14 protein-coding genes are annotated in these 17779 nt (G+C 49.6%); 8 read left to right on the forward strand and 6 right to left on the reverse strand.

Features of this window, described 5'->3' with window-relative positions:
• Positions 1–54: 54 nt before the first annotated feature.
• The 8 genes from ACNI23_RS20105 to nifA all read left to right on the forward strand — a co-directional run bounded on the left by ACNI23_RS20105 (position 55) and on the right by nifA (position 12230).
• Positions 55–369 (forward strand): anti-sigma factor family protein, encoded by a 315-nt coding sequence (locus ACNI23_RS20105; RefSeq protein ID WP_420250996.1) that lies wholly within the window; start codon positions 55–57, stop codon positions 367–369.
• A 193-nt stretch (positions 370–562) separates the two neighbouring features.
• On the forward strand, positions 563–1225 hold the full coding sequence (locus tag ACNI23_RS20110; RefSeq protein WP_420250997.1) for a flagellar hook assembly protein FlgD: 663 nt from the start codon (positions 563–565) through the stop codon (positions 1223–1225).
• A 23-nt stretch (positions 1226–1248) separates the two neighbouring features.
• Positions 1249–2838 carry a flagellar hook protein FlgE gene (locus ACNI23_RS20115; RefSeq protein ID WP_420250998.1) on the forward strand — a complete coding sequence of 530 codons (1590 nt, stop codon included), beginning with the start codon at positions 1249–1251 and terminating at the stop codon, positions 2836–2838.
• A 225-nt stretch (positions 2839–3063) separates the two neighbouring features.
• Positions 3064–5148, forward strand: coding sequence for a flagellar hook-associated protein FlgK (flgK, locus tag ACNI23_RS20120; protein WP_420250999.1), 2085 nt, complete (start codon positions 3064–3066; stop codon positions 5146–5148).
• A gap of 9 nt (positions 5149–5157) precedes the next feature.
• Positions 5158–6648, forward strand: coding sequence for a flagellar hook-associated protein FlgL (gene flgL, locus ACNI23_RS20125; RefSeq protein WP_420251000.1), 1491 nt, complete (start codon positions 5158–5160; stop codon positions 6646–6648).
• 11 nt (positions 6649–6659) lie between these two features.
• Positions 6660–8393: a flagellar filament capping protein FliD gene (gene fliD, locus ACNI23_RS20130; RefSeq protein WP_420251001.1), complete on the forward strand. Its 1734-nt coding sequence runs from the start codon at positions 6660–6662 to the stop codon at positions 8391–8393.
• Positions 8394–8489: 96 nt separating this feature from the next.
• Positions 8490–10190, forward strand: a complete 1701-nt coding sequence (gene ade, locus ACNI23_RS20135) for an adenine deaminase (RefSeq protein WP_420251002.1) — start codon at positions 8490–8492, stop codon at positions 10188–10190.
• Positions 10191–10637: 447 nt separating this feature from the next.
• A complete protein-coding gene (gene nifA / locus ACNI23_RS20140) occupies positions 10638–12230 on the forward strand; it encodes a nif-specific transcriptional activator NifA (protein WP_420251003.1) in 1593 nt (530 codons plus the stop codon).
• Between the two features lie 126 nt (positions 12231–12356).
• Here nifA and ACNI23_RS20145 read toward each other — a convergent pair whose 3' ends face one another.
• From ACNI23_RS20145 to ACNI23_RS20170, 6 genes are all read right to left on the reverse strand, one after another.
• On the reverse strand, positions 12357–13220 hold the full coding sequence (locus ACNI23_RS20145) for a hypothetical protein (RefSeq protein WP_420251004.1): 864 nt from the start codon (positions 13218–13220) through the stop codon (positions 12357–12359).
• 100 nt (positions 13221–13320) lie between these two features.
• On the reverse strand, positions 13321–14481 hold the full coding sequence (locus ACNI23_RS20150) for an AMP-binding enzyme (RefSeq protein ID WP_420251005.1): 1161 nt from the start codon (positions 14479–14481) through the stop codon (positions 13321–13323).
• Positions 14482–14483: 2 nt separating this feature from the next.
• Positions 14484–15368, reverse strand: coding sequence for a beta-ketoacyl synthase chain length factor (locus ACNI23_RS20155; RefSeq protein WP_420251006.1), 885 nt, complete (start codon positions 15366–15368; stop codon positions 14484–14486).
• A complete protein-coding gene (locus ACNI23_RS20160) occupies positions 15365–16555 on the reverse strand; it encodes a beta-ketoacyl-[acyl-carrier-protein] synthase family protein (protein WP_420251007.1) in 1191 nt (396 codons plus the stop codon). Before ACNI23_RS20160 ends, ACNI23_RS20155 begins: the two co-directional genes overlap by 4 nt.
• Positions 16556–16558: 3 nt before the next feature.
• Positions 16559–16804 carry a phosphopantetheine-binding protein gene (locus ACNI23_RS20165; RefSeq protein ID WP_420251008.1) on the reverse strand — a complete coding sequence of 82 codons (246 nt, stop codon included), beginning with the start codon at positions 16802–16804 and terminating at the stop codon, positions 16559–16561.
• A 22-nt stretch (positions 16805–16826) separates the two neighbouring features.
• Positions 16827–17765 carry an LpxL/LpxP family acyltransferase gene (locus tag ACNI23_RS20170; RefSeq protein WP_420251009.1) on the reverse strand — a complete coding sequence of 313 codons (939 nt, stop codon included), beginning with the start codon at positions 17763–17765 and terminating at the stop codon, positions 16827–16829.
• Between the last annotated feature and the right edge of the window lie 14 nt (positions 17766–17779).

The raw sequence follows: 17779 nt of genomic DNA on the forward strand, positions 1-17779 counted from the left end.
GCACCCCTGCCGTTGCATGGATGGACCGGCAGACAAAAAATAACGAGGTGTTCCATGGACGGAACCGGACGTAAAAGTTGCAGCCGCACGGAGAAGGACCTTCCTTTCGGCCCTACTCCTGCCTGCCCGGATATCGATGAGATATGCATGTATCTCGATGGTACTGCTACAGATGAACAGGTCAGCAGTCTTGAGGCCCACTTTGCTGAATGCCAGTCTTGCAGAAAGGCTGTCATTGAGATGAAGCGCAACCTCAATGGAGCGGTTATCGCCCCTTTCGGCGGTCACTGCACTGAAAAAGCCAAGGAGCTTATTCAAGAAAAAGATTCTGATAACGATAATGACCGGGAGTTCAAGGTCATGGCGTGATAGAAAGACCTCCCCAACCCACTTCCTCTCACGTCTGCACAGCTGGAAACAGTTACCCCTTCATCAACTGTTTCTTCCCTGCCTTGATCATGCCGAATCCCGGTTCATAGGCTGATTGCCTCCTTGAGGCGCATCAACTTGTCCAGCGTATTTCTCGCCGGACCCAAGCTGTTGTGCAGAACAGGAGGAAATCATGATCGACACCACCGCGTATTTAAATAGTGTAAACAAGAACGCCACCCCTAAGACTCCAAGCAAGGATCTTAATAAAGACGCATTCCTGAAGCTTTTTGTTACCCAGCTCAAGAATCAGGATCCCGTCAATCCCATGGATAACAAGGAACAGCTGGCTCAGCTGGCCCAGTTTTCCACTGTTGAAAGACTCACCAATATCTCCAAGGCAATGGATGGCCTCACTGAAACAGTCAACGCAATGGTAGGCCTTAATGCTACCGGCTATATCGGCAAAAGCGTTATGGCTAAAGGCTTTGGTGTGTCCAAAGACGGTTCTGAAATCTCTTCAGTCAATATCTCTTTCCCTGCAGCATGCAAGTCTGTCTATGTGGACATTTATGACAAAGACGGTGGATTGATCCGTTCTGTCGATTTGGGCGGCATGACTGCCGGGGATGTTGATTTTAAATGGGACGGTAAAGACAAAGACGGCAACGTCGCAGAAGACGGGCAGTACAATATTGCCGTCCGTGCAGAAACCCCCAAAGGCAAGAAGGTTCTCGCAACTACTGAAGTCTCCGGAAAGATCAAGGCCGTGAATATGGCTGGAGGTCAACACATTCTGGAGCTGGAAGATGGCCGCAAGGTGCTTTTGTCCAACGTGACAAGAGTTGTTGCTTAACTTTTTACCGCAAGGAGATTCTCATGGGCTTAAAAGGATCAATGTACAACGGCATCAGCGGCATCCGTGCTCACAGTCAGGCTATGAGCATTATCGGTAACAACCTTGCCAACGGCAACACCATCGGATTCAAGGGCGCGCGCACTTCATTTGAAGATACATTTTACAGCGCAATCAATACCGGAGGCGGTATCGGCCAGGTAGGTCATGGTGTCGGCATCGCTTCTATTTACGGTGACTTCCAGCAGGGACCTTTTGAGCCTTCGTCCGAAGCCACAAACGTAGCTATCGGCGGTAAGGGCTTTTTCAGCGTCCGTCACCCGGACACAGATGGAACATATTATACCCGGGCCGGAAATTTCATTTTCAATAAGCAAGGGGTGCTCACTGATCCTCACGGCTATGTTGTGCAGGGCTGGAAAGTAAATCCCAATTCCGAAAGCGGGAAACCGGACATCATCGGTACTCCCACAGATATTGTATTGGATAGATTTCAGTCTCCCCCGGTGCGTACTTCCGAAATTTCCATGAACGTTAACCTCAGTTCCAAGGCTGAGGATAAATGTGATGTAACAGGTCAGCCTTTTTTTTCTCTTCACCAGACCTGGGACGGCACTAAAAATCCGCCCATCCCGGCAGACCGCTATGCTTTTCAGAATACTATCAAGACCTTTGATGAAAGCGGCACCTCTCACGACCTGACCATCTATTTTGATCCGGTGAAAAATGATCAGGTTACAACTGATGCTGCCGGTAACAGGGTCTACGAATTTATCGTTACTGTCCCTCCGGGTGAAGACGGCAGGACCATAAACGGTACAAGTATGAAGACTTCTTCCGCTGCCGGGCTGCTTATGACCGGAACCATGACTTTCAACCCCCGCGGTGAAATGATCGGTATGAGTTCTTTTTCCCTTGATGGTTCTGCGACTGGCAGCATGAAAGACCTCAGTAACTGGGTGCCTTCTCCTATGGACGATTCCGGCAAGCCTATTTTTACTGCAAACTTTCTTGGTAAAGCCAACGCAAACCTTGCCAACGATCCGGATGCCAATCCAATTACTCTTGATTTCGGTTTGAGTAATGGCAGTAATCCGGCAACATGGACTACACCGGGAACAACCGATGCTTCAGTCGTAGGTTCCAATCTGTCACGGATTCCCAATTTCACTACTCCCAAGCGTAGTGCCTCTTATTCAACTTCCTATGATACCGGAAACGCCCGCAACTCCCAGAACCAGAACGGTTACGGAGCAGGTTTCCTGCAGGCTGTGGAGGTCGACCGCGATGGCGTTGTCACCGGTAGGTATTCCAATGGGCAGGTGCTCGATCTCTATGTGCTCACCCTCGCCAACTTCAACAATCAGTACGGTTTGCGCCGGGAAGGAGGAAACCTTTTCTCCAGTACCCGGGATTCCGGTCCGGCTCTGACAGGACGGGCCGGAACAGGACCGCTTGGTTCCATCGCCTCCAACAAGCTGGAGCAATCCAACGTGGATGTTGGTGATGAAATGGTCAAACTGATCACCACCCAGCGCGGCTTTCAGGCCAACAGTAAAGCCATCACCACAGCTGACCAGCTTTTAGGCGAATTGATTCAGTTGAAGAGATAGTTTTTGAATGCCCCGGAAGCTGGGGAAGGGATACTTTTTCCAAAAGTTTCCCTTCCCCAGACCCTATCCCTTTAAAACTTTTCAATAAAACTTCGCCACTTTGTATGGACAACTGTTCGTTAATAAAGACGCGAAGCATAATGAAAGGTTTTGGGATTCTTAAACCCTTTTGCAAAAGGGTTTAAGTCCCCGAAGGGCCGCCGGAGGCACACATGGGAGCACACCATGCTTGGCAATATATTTTCCATAGGCCGCGGTGCCATGCAGAACGCCCAGATAGGCTTATCTGTTCACGGCAACAACGTAGCTAATTTGAAGACCCCCGGATACCGCCGCAGGACTGTTGTTCAGGATGAAAGCATGTCGATCAGGGACGGTCGCTGGTCCTACGGTACCGGGGCTACAGTAGATAGCATCAGGCGCAACCTTTCGCAGTTCCTTGAGCGGGGCGTGCTGGACAAAAGCCCTGAATTCTCGCGCTGGAATGCTGAAGCCGGAAACCTTTCCATGGTTGAGAAGTTTTTTGTGGAGAGCAAAGACGCAGGAATCGGCACATCCATGTCTGATATGTGGGCTGCGTGGCAAGGTCTTGCCGATAACCCGAAACTGGGAGCGAACAGGGTTGCCCTCGTGGGCGCGGCTCAGAAGTTCTCCGCTCAGTTGAGTTCTGTTGTGGGTGATCTGCGCCGTCAGCAGGATTTGATCACCACCCACCTGAAACAGGAAGTTGGCAAGGCTAATGATGCCATCAAGGAACTGGCTGAGCTGAATAAGCAGATTATTGCCAATCCAAATGATAACACCTTGCTGGACCGCCGGGATATTGTACTTCGCGGATTGTCTTCACTGGTGGATATCAGTGTGCAGGAAGAACCTTCCGGGCAGGTTATCGTTTCACTGGGTGAAGGGCAGAAGCTGGTTGAAGGCGATAAGGCTTTTGAATTTAAATTTGAACAGGGCAGAGTGAGTAATTCGCTTGTTCCCGGTTCTCCGTTCAAAGATGAAGTCCATTTCAGCGGTCAGTCCGGTGAAGAACTTACCATTCAGGTGGTCAGTGACGGTAATGCTTCCGGTGCGGCCCCGGCAGCACAGTTCAAGGTATCGCGTGACGGCGGCAAGACATGGATCAGTAACCCGGATGGCAGCGAGAAATTGTTCACTGCCGGAGGGCAGAATGATGCTGTAACTGTAGGCGGGGTCAAATTCTGGTTCGGTAAAGAGGGCAGCAGTGCCAGCGCAGCTACCACCCAGCTTAAGGATGGAGACCGTTTTACCCTTACTCCTAAGACAGAAGTCCGCTGGTATAAGAACACTTCCACATCTGAATCCGTCAGCCCGCTTGCCGGAAATGACGGTGAGCGTCGCTTAAAAGGCGGCTCCATTGCCGGACTTCTGCGGGCCAGAGACGAAAAGATCGGTTCGTATATCGATAAGCTGAATGCTTTTGCAAAATCCATTGCCTGGGAAGTGAACCGCGCCCATTCACAGGGAGCAGGGCTGGTCAACCATGCCAATACCATCGGAACATATGAGGTGCGCGACAGTACCGTGCCGCTTGCAAATAGCAACCTACCGTATGCGGATAAGCTTACTGCGGGTAGTTTCAGTATGGCTTTCTATAGTGCCGGTACCGGGGATAAAGTTTCGGTTTCAGCAGTTGATTTCTCTTCCATACCTCCGGGTAAAAAGAATTTCGATCCTTCAGTTCATTCCCTTGAGAACGTGCGTGACGCCATAAATGCCAGTTTTTCCGGAAAGGCGCAGGCCGTGATCACCGACGGCAAACTTTCCATCAAGGGACTGGGCGATAATCGCTTTCAGTTTTCCAATGATAGCAGCGGTGTACTTGCCGGACTGGGGATTAATACCTTCTTTGAAGGTCATGATGCTGCTTCTATTAAAGTTAATTCATCCATTGAGGCTGACCCTTCAAAAATCGCTGCCGCGCATGTGAATGGAGCCGGGGAAGTCAACAAGGGTGATAATGCCACAGCACGGGCCGTAGCAGCCCTTGCCGGAAAGAAGAACATCAATTTCAATTCCGGTGGCACTTCCACCGAGTCCAGTTTTAACGATTACTATTCCTCACTTGTGGCAACTGTCGGATCTGATGCTGCTGATGCCAAGGCAAACATGTCTATCTCCCAGACAGTTCTTAAAGGACTGGTGGATAAGCAGGAGTCCGTGGGCGGAGTCAGCATTGATGAAGAGATGGATATTATCGCGAGTTATCAGCGTTCCTATCGGACCGCGGCCCAGTTGATCAAAACTGCCAACGAGATGTTCGATACATTGCTTTCGCTTAAGTAGGGGGCTGATATGAGAATTACCACCAATCAGATTTTCAACATGTCGCTTTACAACCTGAACTCATCCATGAGCCGCATGGCTGAGGCCAATATGCGCAACTCTGCACAGAAGCGGGTACTGGTTCCGTCTGATGATCCGGCAGCCATGGGCGGGATCATTAATTGCCGTTCCTTCGGTTTAGAGACCGATCAGTACATAAAGAATATCAAGACCGCTTCCAGCTGGCTGAGTCTGGCTGACGGTGTATTGCAGCAGACCAGTACCGATATCGGCCGTATCAAGACTCTGGCAGAACAGGCTGCAACCGGAACTCTGACCGCTGAACAGCGCCGCTCCATAGGTCAGGAACTACGCGGGATTCTGGGTAACCTGCTTAATAAGTCCAATACAGAATTTGGTGGTAAGTCAATTTTCGCCGGACATAAGCTGGATATCAACGCTTATGAGGAAACATTGCATGCGACAACAACCGACCCAAATCTTTCTGCTGATTCTGTTGTTGCAGTGAAGGGAGGCTCGGAAAGTTCGGTGGATGTCCGTTTCACTTCCGGTGGAACCGTGGGTACCGATGCAATCACCTATAAATACAGTTCCGATGGTGGGAAGACTTGGAAAACCGGAACCTTGAATCCCGGAGACACTGAGCTTGATCTGGGGCCTGCCACTGTGGAGTTGAAGAACGGGACCGCAGTGACAGAACATACGGACGAGGGTGGAACAAGGCTCATCGTTCGTCCTGCTCTTGAGTATAAAGGTGATGATAACGATGACCTTAATGTCGCTACGTATGGGGAGACTCAGGTCAATACCAAGGCTGACGGCAAATTCCATTCAGATGTGCTGGTTCAGATTGATAAGAATGGTGATGTAAACACCCCTCCGATTACCTATTCCTACAGCCTTGATAATGGAGCTACCTGGGTCCATTCCAATGTCTCCGCTGATACTCGCCTTGAAGTTCCCGGCGGCAGCCTCACCTTGTCCTCCGGTGCAGGCGCGACTTTCAGCAAAGGGGACCAGTTTGTCATCCGTCCAAATACAGCTGACCTTCGCCTCGATATTTCCCAGAGCCGTTCCATACGGGTCAACAATGTGGGCAAAGAAATCTTCGGCGGAATTTATACCAGGCCCGGAACATCCAATCCTACTCCTTCTCCTGACGACAATAACAGCAACCTCTTTGAAACTCTGGGTAAGCTGATCGGCTATGTGGAGACCAACGATAAAGAAGGCATCGGCGAATGTGTGGCTGAGCTGAAGAAGGTTCATGAGCATGTGGAAATGAAAGCCGCTGAAATCGGGGCGCGCATGAACAGGGCGGCCAGCGCGGAAAAACTGGCCGATATCCGTAAGGATAACAATACGGCCCTGCTGAGTAGGCTGGAGGATGCCGATCTTGGTGAACTGCTTAATGAGTTGAAGCAGAGTGAGCTTATTTATGAAGCCGTGGCCCGCAGTTCGCGGATGATCAATCAAATGTCCATCCTCAACTATATGTAAGGAAAAGAGCCATGTCAGATATAGGAAGAGTAGGAGCACAGGTCTCCTCCGCCGGGAAGACCTCCAGTTACTGGTCCGGTAAGACAAAATTTGAAAAGCTGGGTAATGGTACTGATTTTGGCAAGATTGTTGAGACCTCCATTAAACAGCAAGGTTTTCACCAACGGAGACTGGAGAAATGGCGAGCCCAGTGGGTAAAGAAGCAGGAAAGTCTTAAAGAACTAAACTCACAAATGGTTACCTTGAGCACTGCGTTGAAGGAGATGGATTCCATCGGCAAGTTCATGGGCCGGACTACGACTGTTACTGCTCCTGATTATATAAGTGTTACTGCCGACAGTACTGCTCCGGTTTCTCCTTATGCAGTTGAAATTAACCAGTTGGCCTGCAATGATATTTGGACATCCTCAGTTGGATTTCCTTCTGAGAAAACGGTCATTTCTCCTACAGCGAGCAAAGTCAGCATAAGTTGTGGAGGCAAAACCGTAAATATTGATGTTCCGGCGGGAACAACTGTTCGCGGTCTGGTCAGTATGCTAAATGCAACTGAAGAACTTAAGGGCAGGGTGAATGTGGAGGCTGTAAAGACAGGTAATGATTACCGTCTTAAATTCAGCAGCTTAAAAATGGGGGATGCTAATAGAATTACTTTTAACAATAGCACAACCCTTCTACCGCTCCACCCTGTAGGGATGCAGCATCTTCAGCAGGGTCAGAATTCAAAAATTAAAATTGATGGATTTCCGTCAGGAACAGACAAATGGATTGAGCGTGATAGCAATACAATTACTGATGCCGCCCAGGGGTTAACTCTTACTCTCAAAAGTATCACTTCTCCTAAGGTCGTTATTGTCAACGTAAATACTGACACTGAGAAGGTAATCGAGAATATTCGTAATTTTGTGGAACAGGTGAATATTGTCCGTAAAGCTCTGCGCGATAATTCTAAGGTTGATTCCGAGACCAATGAAGCTTCGGTCTTGACTGGTAACTATGGTGTCCAGCTTGCAGCGCAAAGATTTAAGGATCTTACCGCGACCAAGGGGAGTGGATTTAATAATTATGATTCGTCAATGGGGACAGGAGATAAATATAATACCCTGCGAACTCTTGGAATTGAAACGGAAACAGATCAGGGCTCGCCTGATTTCGGTTTATTGAAAATTGATGAGGAAAAGTTTCAAAAAGCTATGAAAGATGATCCTGAAGGGGTGGCAAAATTATTCTCAGCTGACTATGAAACAGGATCCAGTTCGCCCAATTTTTCGGTAAAATCATTAATTAAAGGGGTGACTAAACCCGGGACACACGAAATTTCTTATACTATTTCAGGTGGTAAGATTACCTCCGCGACTATCAATGGTAAGCCTGCAAGAATATCCGGTTGGGAAATTACAGCTGATGATATGTCCGGTATGGGAATGGCTATTCGAGTGGATAACCAGAATGATGGGACATATACTGGTACTGCTGGAATTAAAACCGGGAAAGTTATTGAGATGGTTGAGACGCTCAAAGATATGACCAACTCTAAGACCGGTATCCTGAATATTATTAACAAGAATTATGACGACATTATCAAAAACATCGATAAAAAATTGGATTATGAGAAGACACGTCTGGAAAATCTGGAGAAAACCCTGAAGGCTAAATATGCCCGTCTTGATACTGTGCTTGGGCAGTACAGCGGTAAAATGCAGATGCTACAGGGCCAGATTGCCAAGCTTGGCAGCGGGACAAAGTAACATGATTTAAACATAGCAAAGCTGTCATACTCGGCTGAAAGGTGTTAAAATCAACGAGAACTGAATATTCTGATTGATTTCAACACCGGAGGATTTATGCAGTTGGCCCGAATGATTGATTTGGCCCGCGGGTCGGGACACGTTGATCTGGTTATCCGTAACTGTCGGGTGGTTAATGTGCTTAGCGGGGAAATTCATCAGGCGGATGTCGGCATTGCTGAAGGATTGTTTTTGGGGTTCGGACCCTATGAAGGCAACCGCGAATATGATGCTAAAGGGCGGTTCCTGCTTCCGGGACTGGTGGAAGGCCATATTCACATTGAATCCACTTTGCTGACCCCGCCCGTTTTTGCTCGCGCCGTTGCCGAGCATGGCACAGCTGCCGTTGTTTGCGATCCTCATGAAATAGCCAATGTCTTGGGCCGTACGGGAGTGGAGTATATGCTCAAGACTTCCCGCGACCTGCCGGTGTCGATCTTTTTTATGTTTCCTTCCTGCGTTCCTGCTACGTCATTGGAGGATTCCGGTGCACGTCTCAATTCTGTTGATGTGGAGCATTTTCTGCGCCTCTACCCGGATAGAATTCTGGGGTTGGCTGAAATGATGAATTTTCCCGGAGTTCTTGCTGGAGATGAAGTGGTTCTTTCCAAATTGAAAGCAGCCGCGGGTAAGGTGATTGACGGTCATGCGCCGCTTCTTTCAGGCATGGATTTGAACGGCTATATTCTTGCCGGACCGCGTAGCGACCACGAATGTTCAAATACTTCTGAAGCACTGGAGAAACTGCGTGCGGGCATGCATTTGATGATGCGCGAAGGTTCGCTTGAACGGAATATGGAAGACCTGCTCGGTGTGGTAAATAATTTTAATTCCCAGAATATCTCGATAGTTACTGATGATCGAAATGTGCTGGACCTGCGCGAGAACGGGCATCTTGATTACGGCCTGCGGCGGGCTGTTGCTCTGGGTATCGACCCGCTCAGGGCAGTGCAGATGGTCTCCATCAATCCGGCCCGTTACTTCGGGTTGAATGGTTACGGGGCTATCGGACCGGGGTTCAAGGCCAATTGTTTTCTGGTGGATGATCTTAAGGATTTCTTTATTCATGAGGTATTCTTGAATGGACTGCCTTTGGATGAACATGATTTTGAATCCGGCAATGGATTGCCTGTGCGCAGCTCCATGAACGTTGGTGCTGAAATTAATGAATCCATGTTTGCACCGGAGGAGGGTAGCGGGAAAATACGGGTTATCGGAATTTCCCACGGTCAATTGCTGACTGAAAATCTGGTAATGGAACCGCTGCTTGAAGACGGTGTACCCATAGCCGATCCCGCACGTGATATCAGTAAGCTTACTGTCATCGAAAGGCATCGGGCTACAGGTAACCGCGCTACCGGTTTTGTGCGCGGATTGGGCCTTGCTCAAGGTGCCATCGCCGGAACAGTGGCCCATGATTCCCATAACCTGATCGTTGCCGGGATGAATGATGTGGATATGGTGCTGGCCGCGCAGCAAGTGGTACGTATGGGCGGCGGGTTTGCTGTTGTCCGTGAAGGCAGTATTCTGGCTACCTTGCCTTTACCTATTGCCGGATTAATGAGTGACAAAGGACTTGTCGAAGTAGCTGACGAAGTACGCGAACTTAATCGGGCCACACAAAAGCTGGGCTGCTCCTACAATCCCTTCATGCTCATATCTTTTTTGGCCCTGCCGGTAATCCCCAGCCTGAAACTTACCGACCGGGGATTAGTGGATGTGGATACATTTGATTTTACCGGACTGTGGACTGGTTAGCAGCGCTTTCCTCCACTAGGATAATCCTCCAGTTCCCATATGGGCAGGCCATCTTATTCCTTGCGGGCCGGGGTGTCTGTCTGTTTGCTGATTATAATCAGATCCAAATTGGATAAGGTCAGTTAATTTAATCCCCGCCCGCCGATGAATTTGCGCGCTATGTCGGGATCAAGGGGGATTCTATTGATTCTCCCACTATTCAGATCTACCCGTAAAATCCATCCTGCCCAGCCATGCATAAGCCCTCCTCTTTTACAGGAACCGGTTTCCTCTATTGAATTATACCATGGCTGAAGAATGGGTGGCAACTTTTCCATTAATGTTCATTGTCATTAGGTAATTTACATAAATGTAAATGGATTCAAAATTGTACTTCTCATAACAGGCTGAAATAGTAGCATATTGTACTTTTTGATGTAATGGCACTTAGTTTGCTTAGATGCAAATATGTATCCTTCATTGCACGGACTTAAGCTTTCCGCGTTGCTGGCAATCTGTCAGGCCATTGAGCAGGCGCTTGATTTGGAGTCCGCCCTAGACGGTGTGCTCAGTATTCTTTCGGAGAATCTGAGCATGAAGCGGGCGACAGTGACCCTCTACGACCCGGAAACCAAGCAGCTTTCAATTAATGCGTCCTACGGTTTATCCATAGAAGAAAAGCAGCGCGGTGTTTACCGTCTCGATGAGGGGGTCACCGGTCGCATCTTCCAGACCGGGGAGCCTTATTACGTTCCCGACATTAGCAAGGAACCTCTTTTTCTTGATAAAACCGGGGCCAGAAAGATTGAACGTGCTAAAGTAGGGTTTATCGGGGTACCGATCATCCTGCATAGCGACCCCATCGGTGTGCTGAATGTGGACCGCATTTTCGGTGACCATGTGGCTGCGGAAGAAGATATTGATTTTTTGAAAATTGTAGCCACCCTCATCGGCCAGTTCATCAGTCTTAATGAGAAAATCCTTGAGCGCGAAGCTGCCCTCAAGCGCGAAAACACCTCTTTGAAATATCAGATCTCAAAAAAGTCCAAGGGGCTTTATATAGTCGGTCAGAGTTCGGCTATGGTCGAGGTCCAGCGGCAATTGGAAAAGGTTGCCCCGACCAAGGCCACAGTCCTGTTACTGGGCGAGTCCGGTGTCGGGAAAACTCTCATGGCCAAGATTATCCATGAGCTTTCCGACCGCAGCAGCCATCCTTTTATTAAGGTTAACTGTGCTTCAATCCCGGAAAATCTGCTTGAGTCCGAGCTTTTCGGCCATGAGAAAGGGTCTTTCACCGGGGCGGCCTCCACCCGCCCGGGGCGTTTTGAAGAAGCTGACGGCGGGACAATTTTTCTTGATGAGATCGGGGAATTTCCCATGAGCCTGCAGGCCAAGCTTTTGCGGGTATTACAGGAAAAAGAGCTGGAGCGGATCGGTTCAAACAAGACCCGCAATATTGATGTACGCATCTTAGCAGCCACCAACCGCGACCTCGGGGTGCTGGTGGAGAGGAGTGAGTTTCGTCTTGATCTCTATTACCGGTTGAATATCTTCCCCATCACCGTTCCTCCTTTACGGGATCGCAAAGAGGATATTACCGGGCTGCTCAACTATTTTATTCAGAAAATGGCCGAAGACTACGGGCGCAAGATGTTTTTCACTCCTGCGGCTCTTGATTCGCTTATGCTCTACGATTGGCCGGGTAATGTGCGTGAGATGCAGAACTTGCTGGAGCGGCTGGTGATCATGTCCGATTCCGAATACATCACCCTCGAATTTCTGAAATCATATCTTGCACCGGGGCAGCGCGGAACTTCGAGTAGTTCTTCCGGTTCAAGTGCTCCGGCACCTAATGATGAATTGCCCCATTGTACTTCGCTCAAGGAAGTGGAGCGCAATGAAGTTGTCGCCGCTTTGGAACGCAGCGGTTGGATTCAGTACAAGGCTGCTGAAACGTTGGGCCTTTCTGCTCGGCAGATGGGATACCGGGTTAAACGCTACGGTCTTGAATCCATGATTGCTGAAGGACGGGCCCGCTTGCGGCGTATGAAAAACAGTTAAAAATTTCCTGACTGGCTAGTGTCTTGATCACTGGGATCAAGACCACGCATAAAGGCTTTTCACATCGGGTGAAAAGCCTTTTTCTTGCGCCTTGCATCTTGCGCGTTCTATGCCGTCTGGTACTTTTTAGTGGTGGCAGGCTTTAAATGCCTTGCCCTTGTAGCTGTATTCCCATGAATCGCGGATGAGGATCTGCCTTGCTTCAGGGAATTCTTCTTGAATGATTACATCATGGCGTCCTTCGGGATGGGTCCACATGGCACTTCCGCCACCCCATTTACCGGGGATTTCCATGATGATTGTGGCTTCTTCCGATGTTGGCCGCCAGTGTTTCAAGGTCTGCCCGTCAAATATGGCGCGACCGTCCGGGAGGATAACAACCGATGCGCCTGAAGGAGCTTTCCACAGTCCCCATGCCCAGCAGCCTCCTATATTTTTGAAACTGCCGCTGGTTCCGGCATTTTTCGGGGAGTCGTAAGGAGTATCTTCTTTGGTGCTGTCTTCAGAAAAATTCCATGTGTTCAAAGAGTGTCTGACAAGCTGTTCGGCTTCGCGGTCCGTATCGGAATAGCGGCCCTGAAAGATGTAATTTACACCGTTATGACGGCTGGCAGCCAGCAGTGATTCATAGGTGGTGTCATCGGCTTTTCCTTCATATTCACGAAAAATGGCAGGTGCGCCGGAGACATGTCCATTTTTGGTGGAAACCAGTCTATCCAGAGGGAAACCCTGCTGTTTCAAGGCAGTGATCCAATTATCCAGAAGCTTGTCTATGGGGATTTTCCCGCCGGGAGTAACGTAAAGTTCGATACTGGAATCAAGTGAAGGTGAGATGCACTGCTTGACCCGGTTGTCGCCACGGGCAACCTGATTATCACTCCAGCCGGGAGGACAGTTGACGCCTTTTGCTACGTCTTCGGCGTGGGCAAAGGATGCAGTGAAAAGAGTGAGCAGGAAAAACAGAAGTATGGTTTTATTGATCGTATTCATCTTTGCGCTCCAGATTATGTTTAATAAAAACGTAATCTTTTTTCTAAGAGATTACTAGAAGGAGCGATGAGAAATGTGGGTAATTGCTTAGCTGAGTTATTTACCAGTCGCTGAGTTTCCCCATTTCCGAAAGCGGTAGAGATGATCCGAAATCGTATTTTCCGGGTTTTTCATGGCGAGTGAGTTCGTTTGCTGCAAGTTCCCGTAATTCTCTTTCAAGTGTTGCGTACTCAACATCATCTGCGGGGACGATAAAGGCTTTCAACCTTTCCCCTTCTTCCGGGCGCATCAGCCTTACTACGCACTCGCGGACGTGCGGATTGCTCTTGAAAATAGCCTCCACCCGTGCGGGGTAAACATTAATCCCCCCGACTTGGACGGCTTTGTCAGATCGTTTCAGGGGCTTAAATTTATTGCCCTGCCATTCCAGATTATCCTGCAGAGTATGCTGCTGTTTGTTTCCGTCTGCCGAGGTCCTCTCGATTGTGGAATCCCCGGTCTGTATCCAGTGTTCCAGCAAAGTATACATGCCGGATGGGTCATGGCGGAAGCCTACCCCTCCGGTCTCGGATGATCCGTAGACTTCAGTCATGCGGTCCAGTCCCTGTGCTTGCAGGCTGTTGATGGTTTCGGCGGGGCAAGGTCCGGTAGAAGTTACTCCGTAGACGTTTTCCGGGAATCGGCAATTCAGTTTTTCAAGCTTTTTCCAGAGCAGGGGGAAAGCGATGATCAGGTCGCCGGGGAGCATTGTTTTAATCTGCTCGGCTCCGGGCAGTGCGGCCCTGTACTCAATTGGAACTTCCAGAGCTTTGGGCAGCAGGATAGAGAAAAGAAATCCGTATATATGGTGACGGGGAACAAAGCTGACCACCCGTTTGCGTTCGTTAAAGATCGCAGCAAGTGAATGGATTTCCTGCTCAAGATCAGAATAGCTGGAAACGGCAGGAACAGGAGTTCCGGTGCTGCCGGATGTGAAAAAAGTCAGTTGCTGCGGTTTGCCGTTAGTCTGCTTAAAAATCAGCTCAGCCATTTGAGCAATACTGTGTTTTGTCAGTTTGTTAGAATCAATGGCGAACTGGGTTCCGATCCGTTCAATAATTTTTTTCGGTTCCTGAATATTCTTTGAGTCGGGGATGAAATTATCGGCAAGGGAGTTTTCCTGACAATGGGTCAGCTTCTGGTTGTAATCCATTTCCGCAAGAAGGGCTGAGGAAATGATCTCCCTGATATCATGGGCAGTCAGCTTCAGCTTGGTAGACATGATCAGCCCATCGCTTTTATGGAAATCAGCCCGAAATTTTTCCCGGCCTGTTCGATACAGCAGCTGTCACTTGGCTGTTTAGCAGCGGCAACTAGAGCAGGGCCGGCAGCGCAGACCATATCCGTCTGCTGCGTGGCAGTTGCAGTTATGCCCAGTTCAGTCAGTCTGCGCAGTGATCTGGCAGCGCAAAAGTTATGCTCTGGCAGTTCTGCCTGCTGCAATTCTTGAGCGGAAAGGGTTTTAAATTCCATTGCGCCGTATTGTGCATCGTTTGCTTCGTCAGCAGGACCGAGTAGAAAAAAACAGGCCCCTTCACTAAGCGGAATCAGATCCTTCGCAACTCCCTTTCTTTCAAGTAAACGGCGAGTGTTGGTTTCCAGAAGGGCGGTTTTTTCATCCACCACACCAAGAAGTATTTTTTTTACTCTGCCTTCATTCAGCCAGCATCCGGCAGTCTGCAATGCGGCAAGCAATGGTCCGTGTAACTGGCAGATGGTGGTGTAGGGCTTGGGATTATTCAGGAAAAGAGATATTGTTGCCGCAGGGATATTGTGCACTGAATGGGAGAAAGCCAGCGGTGAAGCGCAGCCCGCTCCGTGATCAATGATGGAGTCCAGAAATTCAAAAACAGTTTGCGAAGGGCCGTATCCGGTGCTGATAACTATTCCCATGTCATCGGGCAGGGGGATCGCGGTTTTCAGGTCTTCCTGTACCGTTCCGGCTGCATCGTGTAAGGCACGGCATCCGGCGAGCATTGTCATGCGGGTAAAGTGGTCCACTCTGCGCAAACGGCGCGGTGCAAAATATGAATTGAGATCGGAAGTATCTACTGTACCGGCACCTTCTGGCAGTGCTGTTCCGATTCCATGTAAGGCAAGGCGGATCATGCTGCCCCCTTTTTGAAAACGAGGGCGGAGTTGTTGCCGCCGAAGGCCAGTGAATCGCTGAGGGCGTATTCGGCTGAGATTTCCATGCTCTTGGTAACAGGGATTGCAGGCGACTCTACAGCGGCTTCACTGAATCCACTGGTGGGCATGAGCAATCCGTTTTGCAGGGACATGACCGACATCACCGCTTCAATGGCTCCGGCTGCACCCAAGGTGTGTCCGGTAAAACCTTTGGTTCCGGTAAATGGTATGCCGGGGAAAATTTCGCTGATGACCTGACCTTCAACGCGGTCATTGTTTTCGGTCCCTGTACCGTGAACATTGATGAAGCCGATTTCGCGGGCATTGATTCCGCTGCGTTCAAGAGCATAGTTAATCGCCTGTTTCAGTCCGGTCCCTTCTGGATGCGGTGCAGTCAGATGGTGAGCATCACAGCAGGTGCCGTAACCCATTACTTCGGCAATGGAATCGAGCCCCAGCTCCTGTTTTGCCTCTTCGCTTGCAAGAATAAGAACTGCCGCGCCTTCACCGAGGTTCAAACCCTGCCTGTCCTTGTCAAAGGGACGGCATTTTTCAGTACTGGTGATCATCAGCCGGGAGAATCCGGTATAGGAAATTCCGCTCAGCGCGTCTGCACCCCCGGCAATAACCAGATCACACAGCCCCTGTCTGATCCATGAAGCAGCAATGCCGATGGCATCGGTGCCGGAAGAGCAGGCGTTGGTCACTGTCTGGACCGGACCGTTCAAACCGTAGCTCTCAGCCAGAGCCGCAGCAGGATTGCAATGGATATAGCTTTCGATAACGTCAAGGTCCGGTTCGCAGCCTTCGCGCCATTGCTGGTAGAATGACTTGAAGTTGAGCGAAGCTCCGGTGGATGAACCGATGCATGACCCTACTTTCAGGCCGGACAGTTTTTCTTTGTTCAGAACGGCTTGGTCCAGAGCTTCATCCACAGCAGGAAAAAGCAGGCGCATGGTTTCGGTCAGCGCGGGAGTCCGGTCCTGTTTTTTAAGCCATTCCTGCGGTACCGCAAACACAGGCGAGTGCATGGGCTGGTCGTAGGAAAAATCGGGCTCAAAAGTCGGCTGGACATTTCCGTTCAGCATGGTTCCAAAACATGTACGGGTGTCCTTTCCGGCGGCACAGATGCAGCCGCAGGCACAGATGCTGACGGGACAGTCCATGAATTAAGCCTGTCTTTCCTTGATGAAATCAACAAGACTGTTCACGGACTGGAAGGCTGTCTTGCCTTCTTCCATGTTCTTGATTTCCACATTGAAATTTTTCTGAACCAGAACCACGATTTCAACAGCGTCCAGTGAATCAAGTCCCAGACCTTCGCCGAACAGGGGTGCGTCATCTTCAATCTCGTCCACGGTTACGTCGACAAGGTTCAGTTCTTCAATAAGCAGCTCTTTTAGTTTAGTATGCAATTTTGCCTCTTTTCAATTTTTGTCAGTTCCACAGATCATAAAAATTGTAGAACTGGTATGGATTTTCCTGACAATATCTTTCCAGTTCAGTGGAAAATTTCTGGGCATAGGGAATAAATGCTTCAGCTCCGCGCACTTCCCTTTTGCCTGTGTCCGCGGGTACGTGAATAACTTTTGCTACCCGAAAGATTCCTTCCCCGGCTTTGCTGCGGCTGGAAAAAACCATAGCTATAGGCGTATCAGTTGTCGCGGCAATTTTGAACGGGGTTATCGGCAGTTCAATTTTTCCGTCCAGAAAATCAACCTGTACATTGTGTCTGCTTTCGCCCATGGTTCGGTCTCCGTTGATACAGAGTACGGAATTCTCACGCAGGGCAGAGAGCATTTCCAGAGTGCCGCCCATGGGGGCAGCGGGGTTGATGACTGTGATTTCCTCGACTTTACTTTCACTGCCTTGGCCGTTTCCGCCGGAGACTTTCCATTTAAAGGAGTGCTTGTCCACATTCCCTCGTTCCATAAGCATGACCACAGCCTTTGGCGCGTCCAGAAAGCCGAGGTATGAAAAGCCCATCTGCCAGCAGCCCACATGACCGGTGAGCAGGATCAGCCGTTTATGCTCGGCGTAAAGTTCCTGCAGCTGTTTTTTGTCCTCGTCGGAGCCGCTGCCTTTAAAATCACCCAGAATGCGCAGCACAGCCCGGTCGACCAGCATTTTTCCGAAATTCCAGTAAAGCAGGAATGTATGGCGTGCTTCGCTCAACCTGTTTTGCGGGTTGAACCTGCGGCGGATATATTCAGCAGGTCTTCTGCGCACTCCGGGCAGCAGGGTGTAAAAACCGACTACGAAAAACAGGAGGAAATATGCTCCCGGTCTGCCCAATACCCGAATCAGCCCGTAGAAAATATGATGGAAAAATGCGGGGGCCAGACTTCTGCTGGACCATTTTTTATCGCGATTCATAAGGGCTGCCCGGA

The sequence above is a fragment of the Maridesulfovibrio pacificus (SeqCode) genome, assembly GCF_048612815.1.
In the GTDB taxonomy this organism is placed as follows: Bacteria; Desulfobacterota; Desulfovibrionia; order Desulfovibrionales; family Desulfovibrionaceae; genus Maridesulfovibrio; species Maridesulfovibrio pacificus.

Bases quoted from the DNA above. Each gene is read 5' to 3' on its own strand.
- ACNI23_RS20150 (WP_420251005.1), bottom strand. From the start codon at position 14,481: ATGTCTACCAAGCTGAAGCTGACTGCCCATGATATCAGGGAGATCATT.
- flgK (WP_420250999.1), top strand. From the start codon at position 3,064: ATGCTTGGCAATATATTTTCCATAGGCCGCGGTGCCATGCAGAACGCC.
- flgL (WP_420251000.1), top strand. From the start codon at position 5,158: ATGAGAATTACCACCAATCAGATTTTCAACATGTCGCTTTACAACCTG.
- ade (WP_420251002.1), top strand. From the start codon at position 8,490: ATGCAGTTGGCCCGAATGATTGATTTGGCCCGCGGGTCGGGACACGTT.
- ACNI23_RS20160 (WP_420251007.1), bottom strand. From the start codon at position 16,555: ATGGACTGTCCCGTCAGCATCTGTGCCTGCGGCTGCATCTGTGCCGCC.
- ACNI23_RS20170 (WP_420251009.1), bottom strand. From the start codon at position 17,765: ATGAATCGCGATAAAAAATGGTCCAGCAGAAGTCTGGCCCCCGCATTT.
- fliD (WP_420251001.1), top strand. From the start codon at position 6,660: ATGTCAGATATAGGAAGAGTAGGAGCACAGGTCTCCTCCGCCGGGAAG.
- ACNI23_RS20110 (WP_420250997.1), top strand. From the start codon at position 563: ATGATCGACACCACCGCGTATTTAAATAGTGTAAACAAGAACGCCACC.
- ACNI23_RS20105 (WP_420250996.1), top strand. From the start codon at position 55: ATGGACGGAACCGGACGTAAAAGTTGCAGCCGCACGGAGAAGGACCTT.
- ACNI23_RS20155 (WP_420251006.1), bottom strand. From the start codon at position 15,368: ATGATCCGCCTTGCCTTACATGGAATCGGAACAGCACTGCCAGAAGGT.
- ACNI23_RS20145 (WP_420251004.1), bottom strand. From the start codon at position 13,220: ATGAATACGATCAATAAAACCATACTTCTGTTTTTCCTGCTCACTCTT.
- ACNI23_RS20115 (WP_420250998.1), top strand. From the start codon at position 1,249: ATGGGCTTAAAAGGATCAATGTACAACGGCATCAGCGGCATCCGTGCT.
- nifA (WP_420251003.1), top strand. From the start codon at position 10,638: ATGTATCCTTCATTGCACGGACTTAAGCTTTCCGCGTTGCTGGCAATC.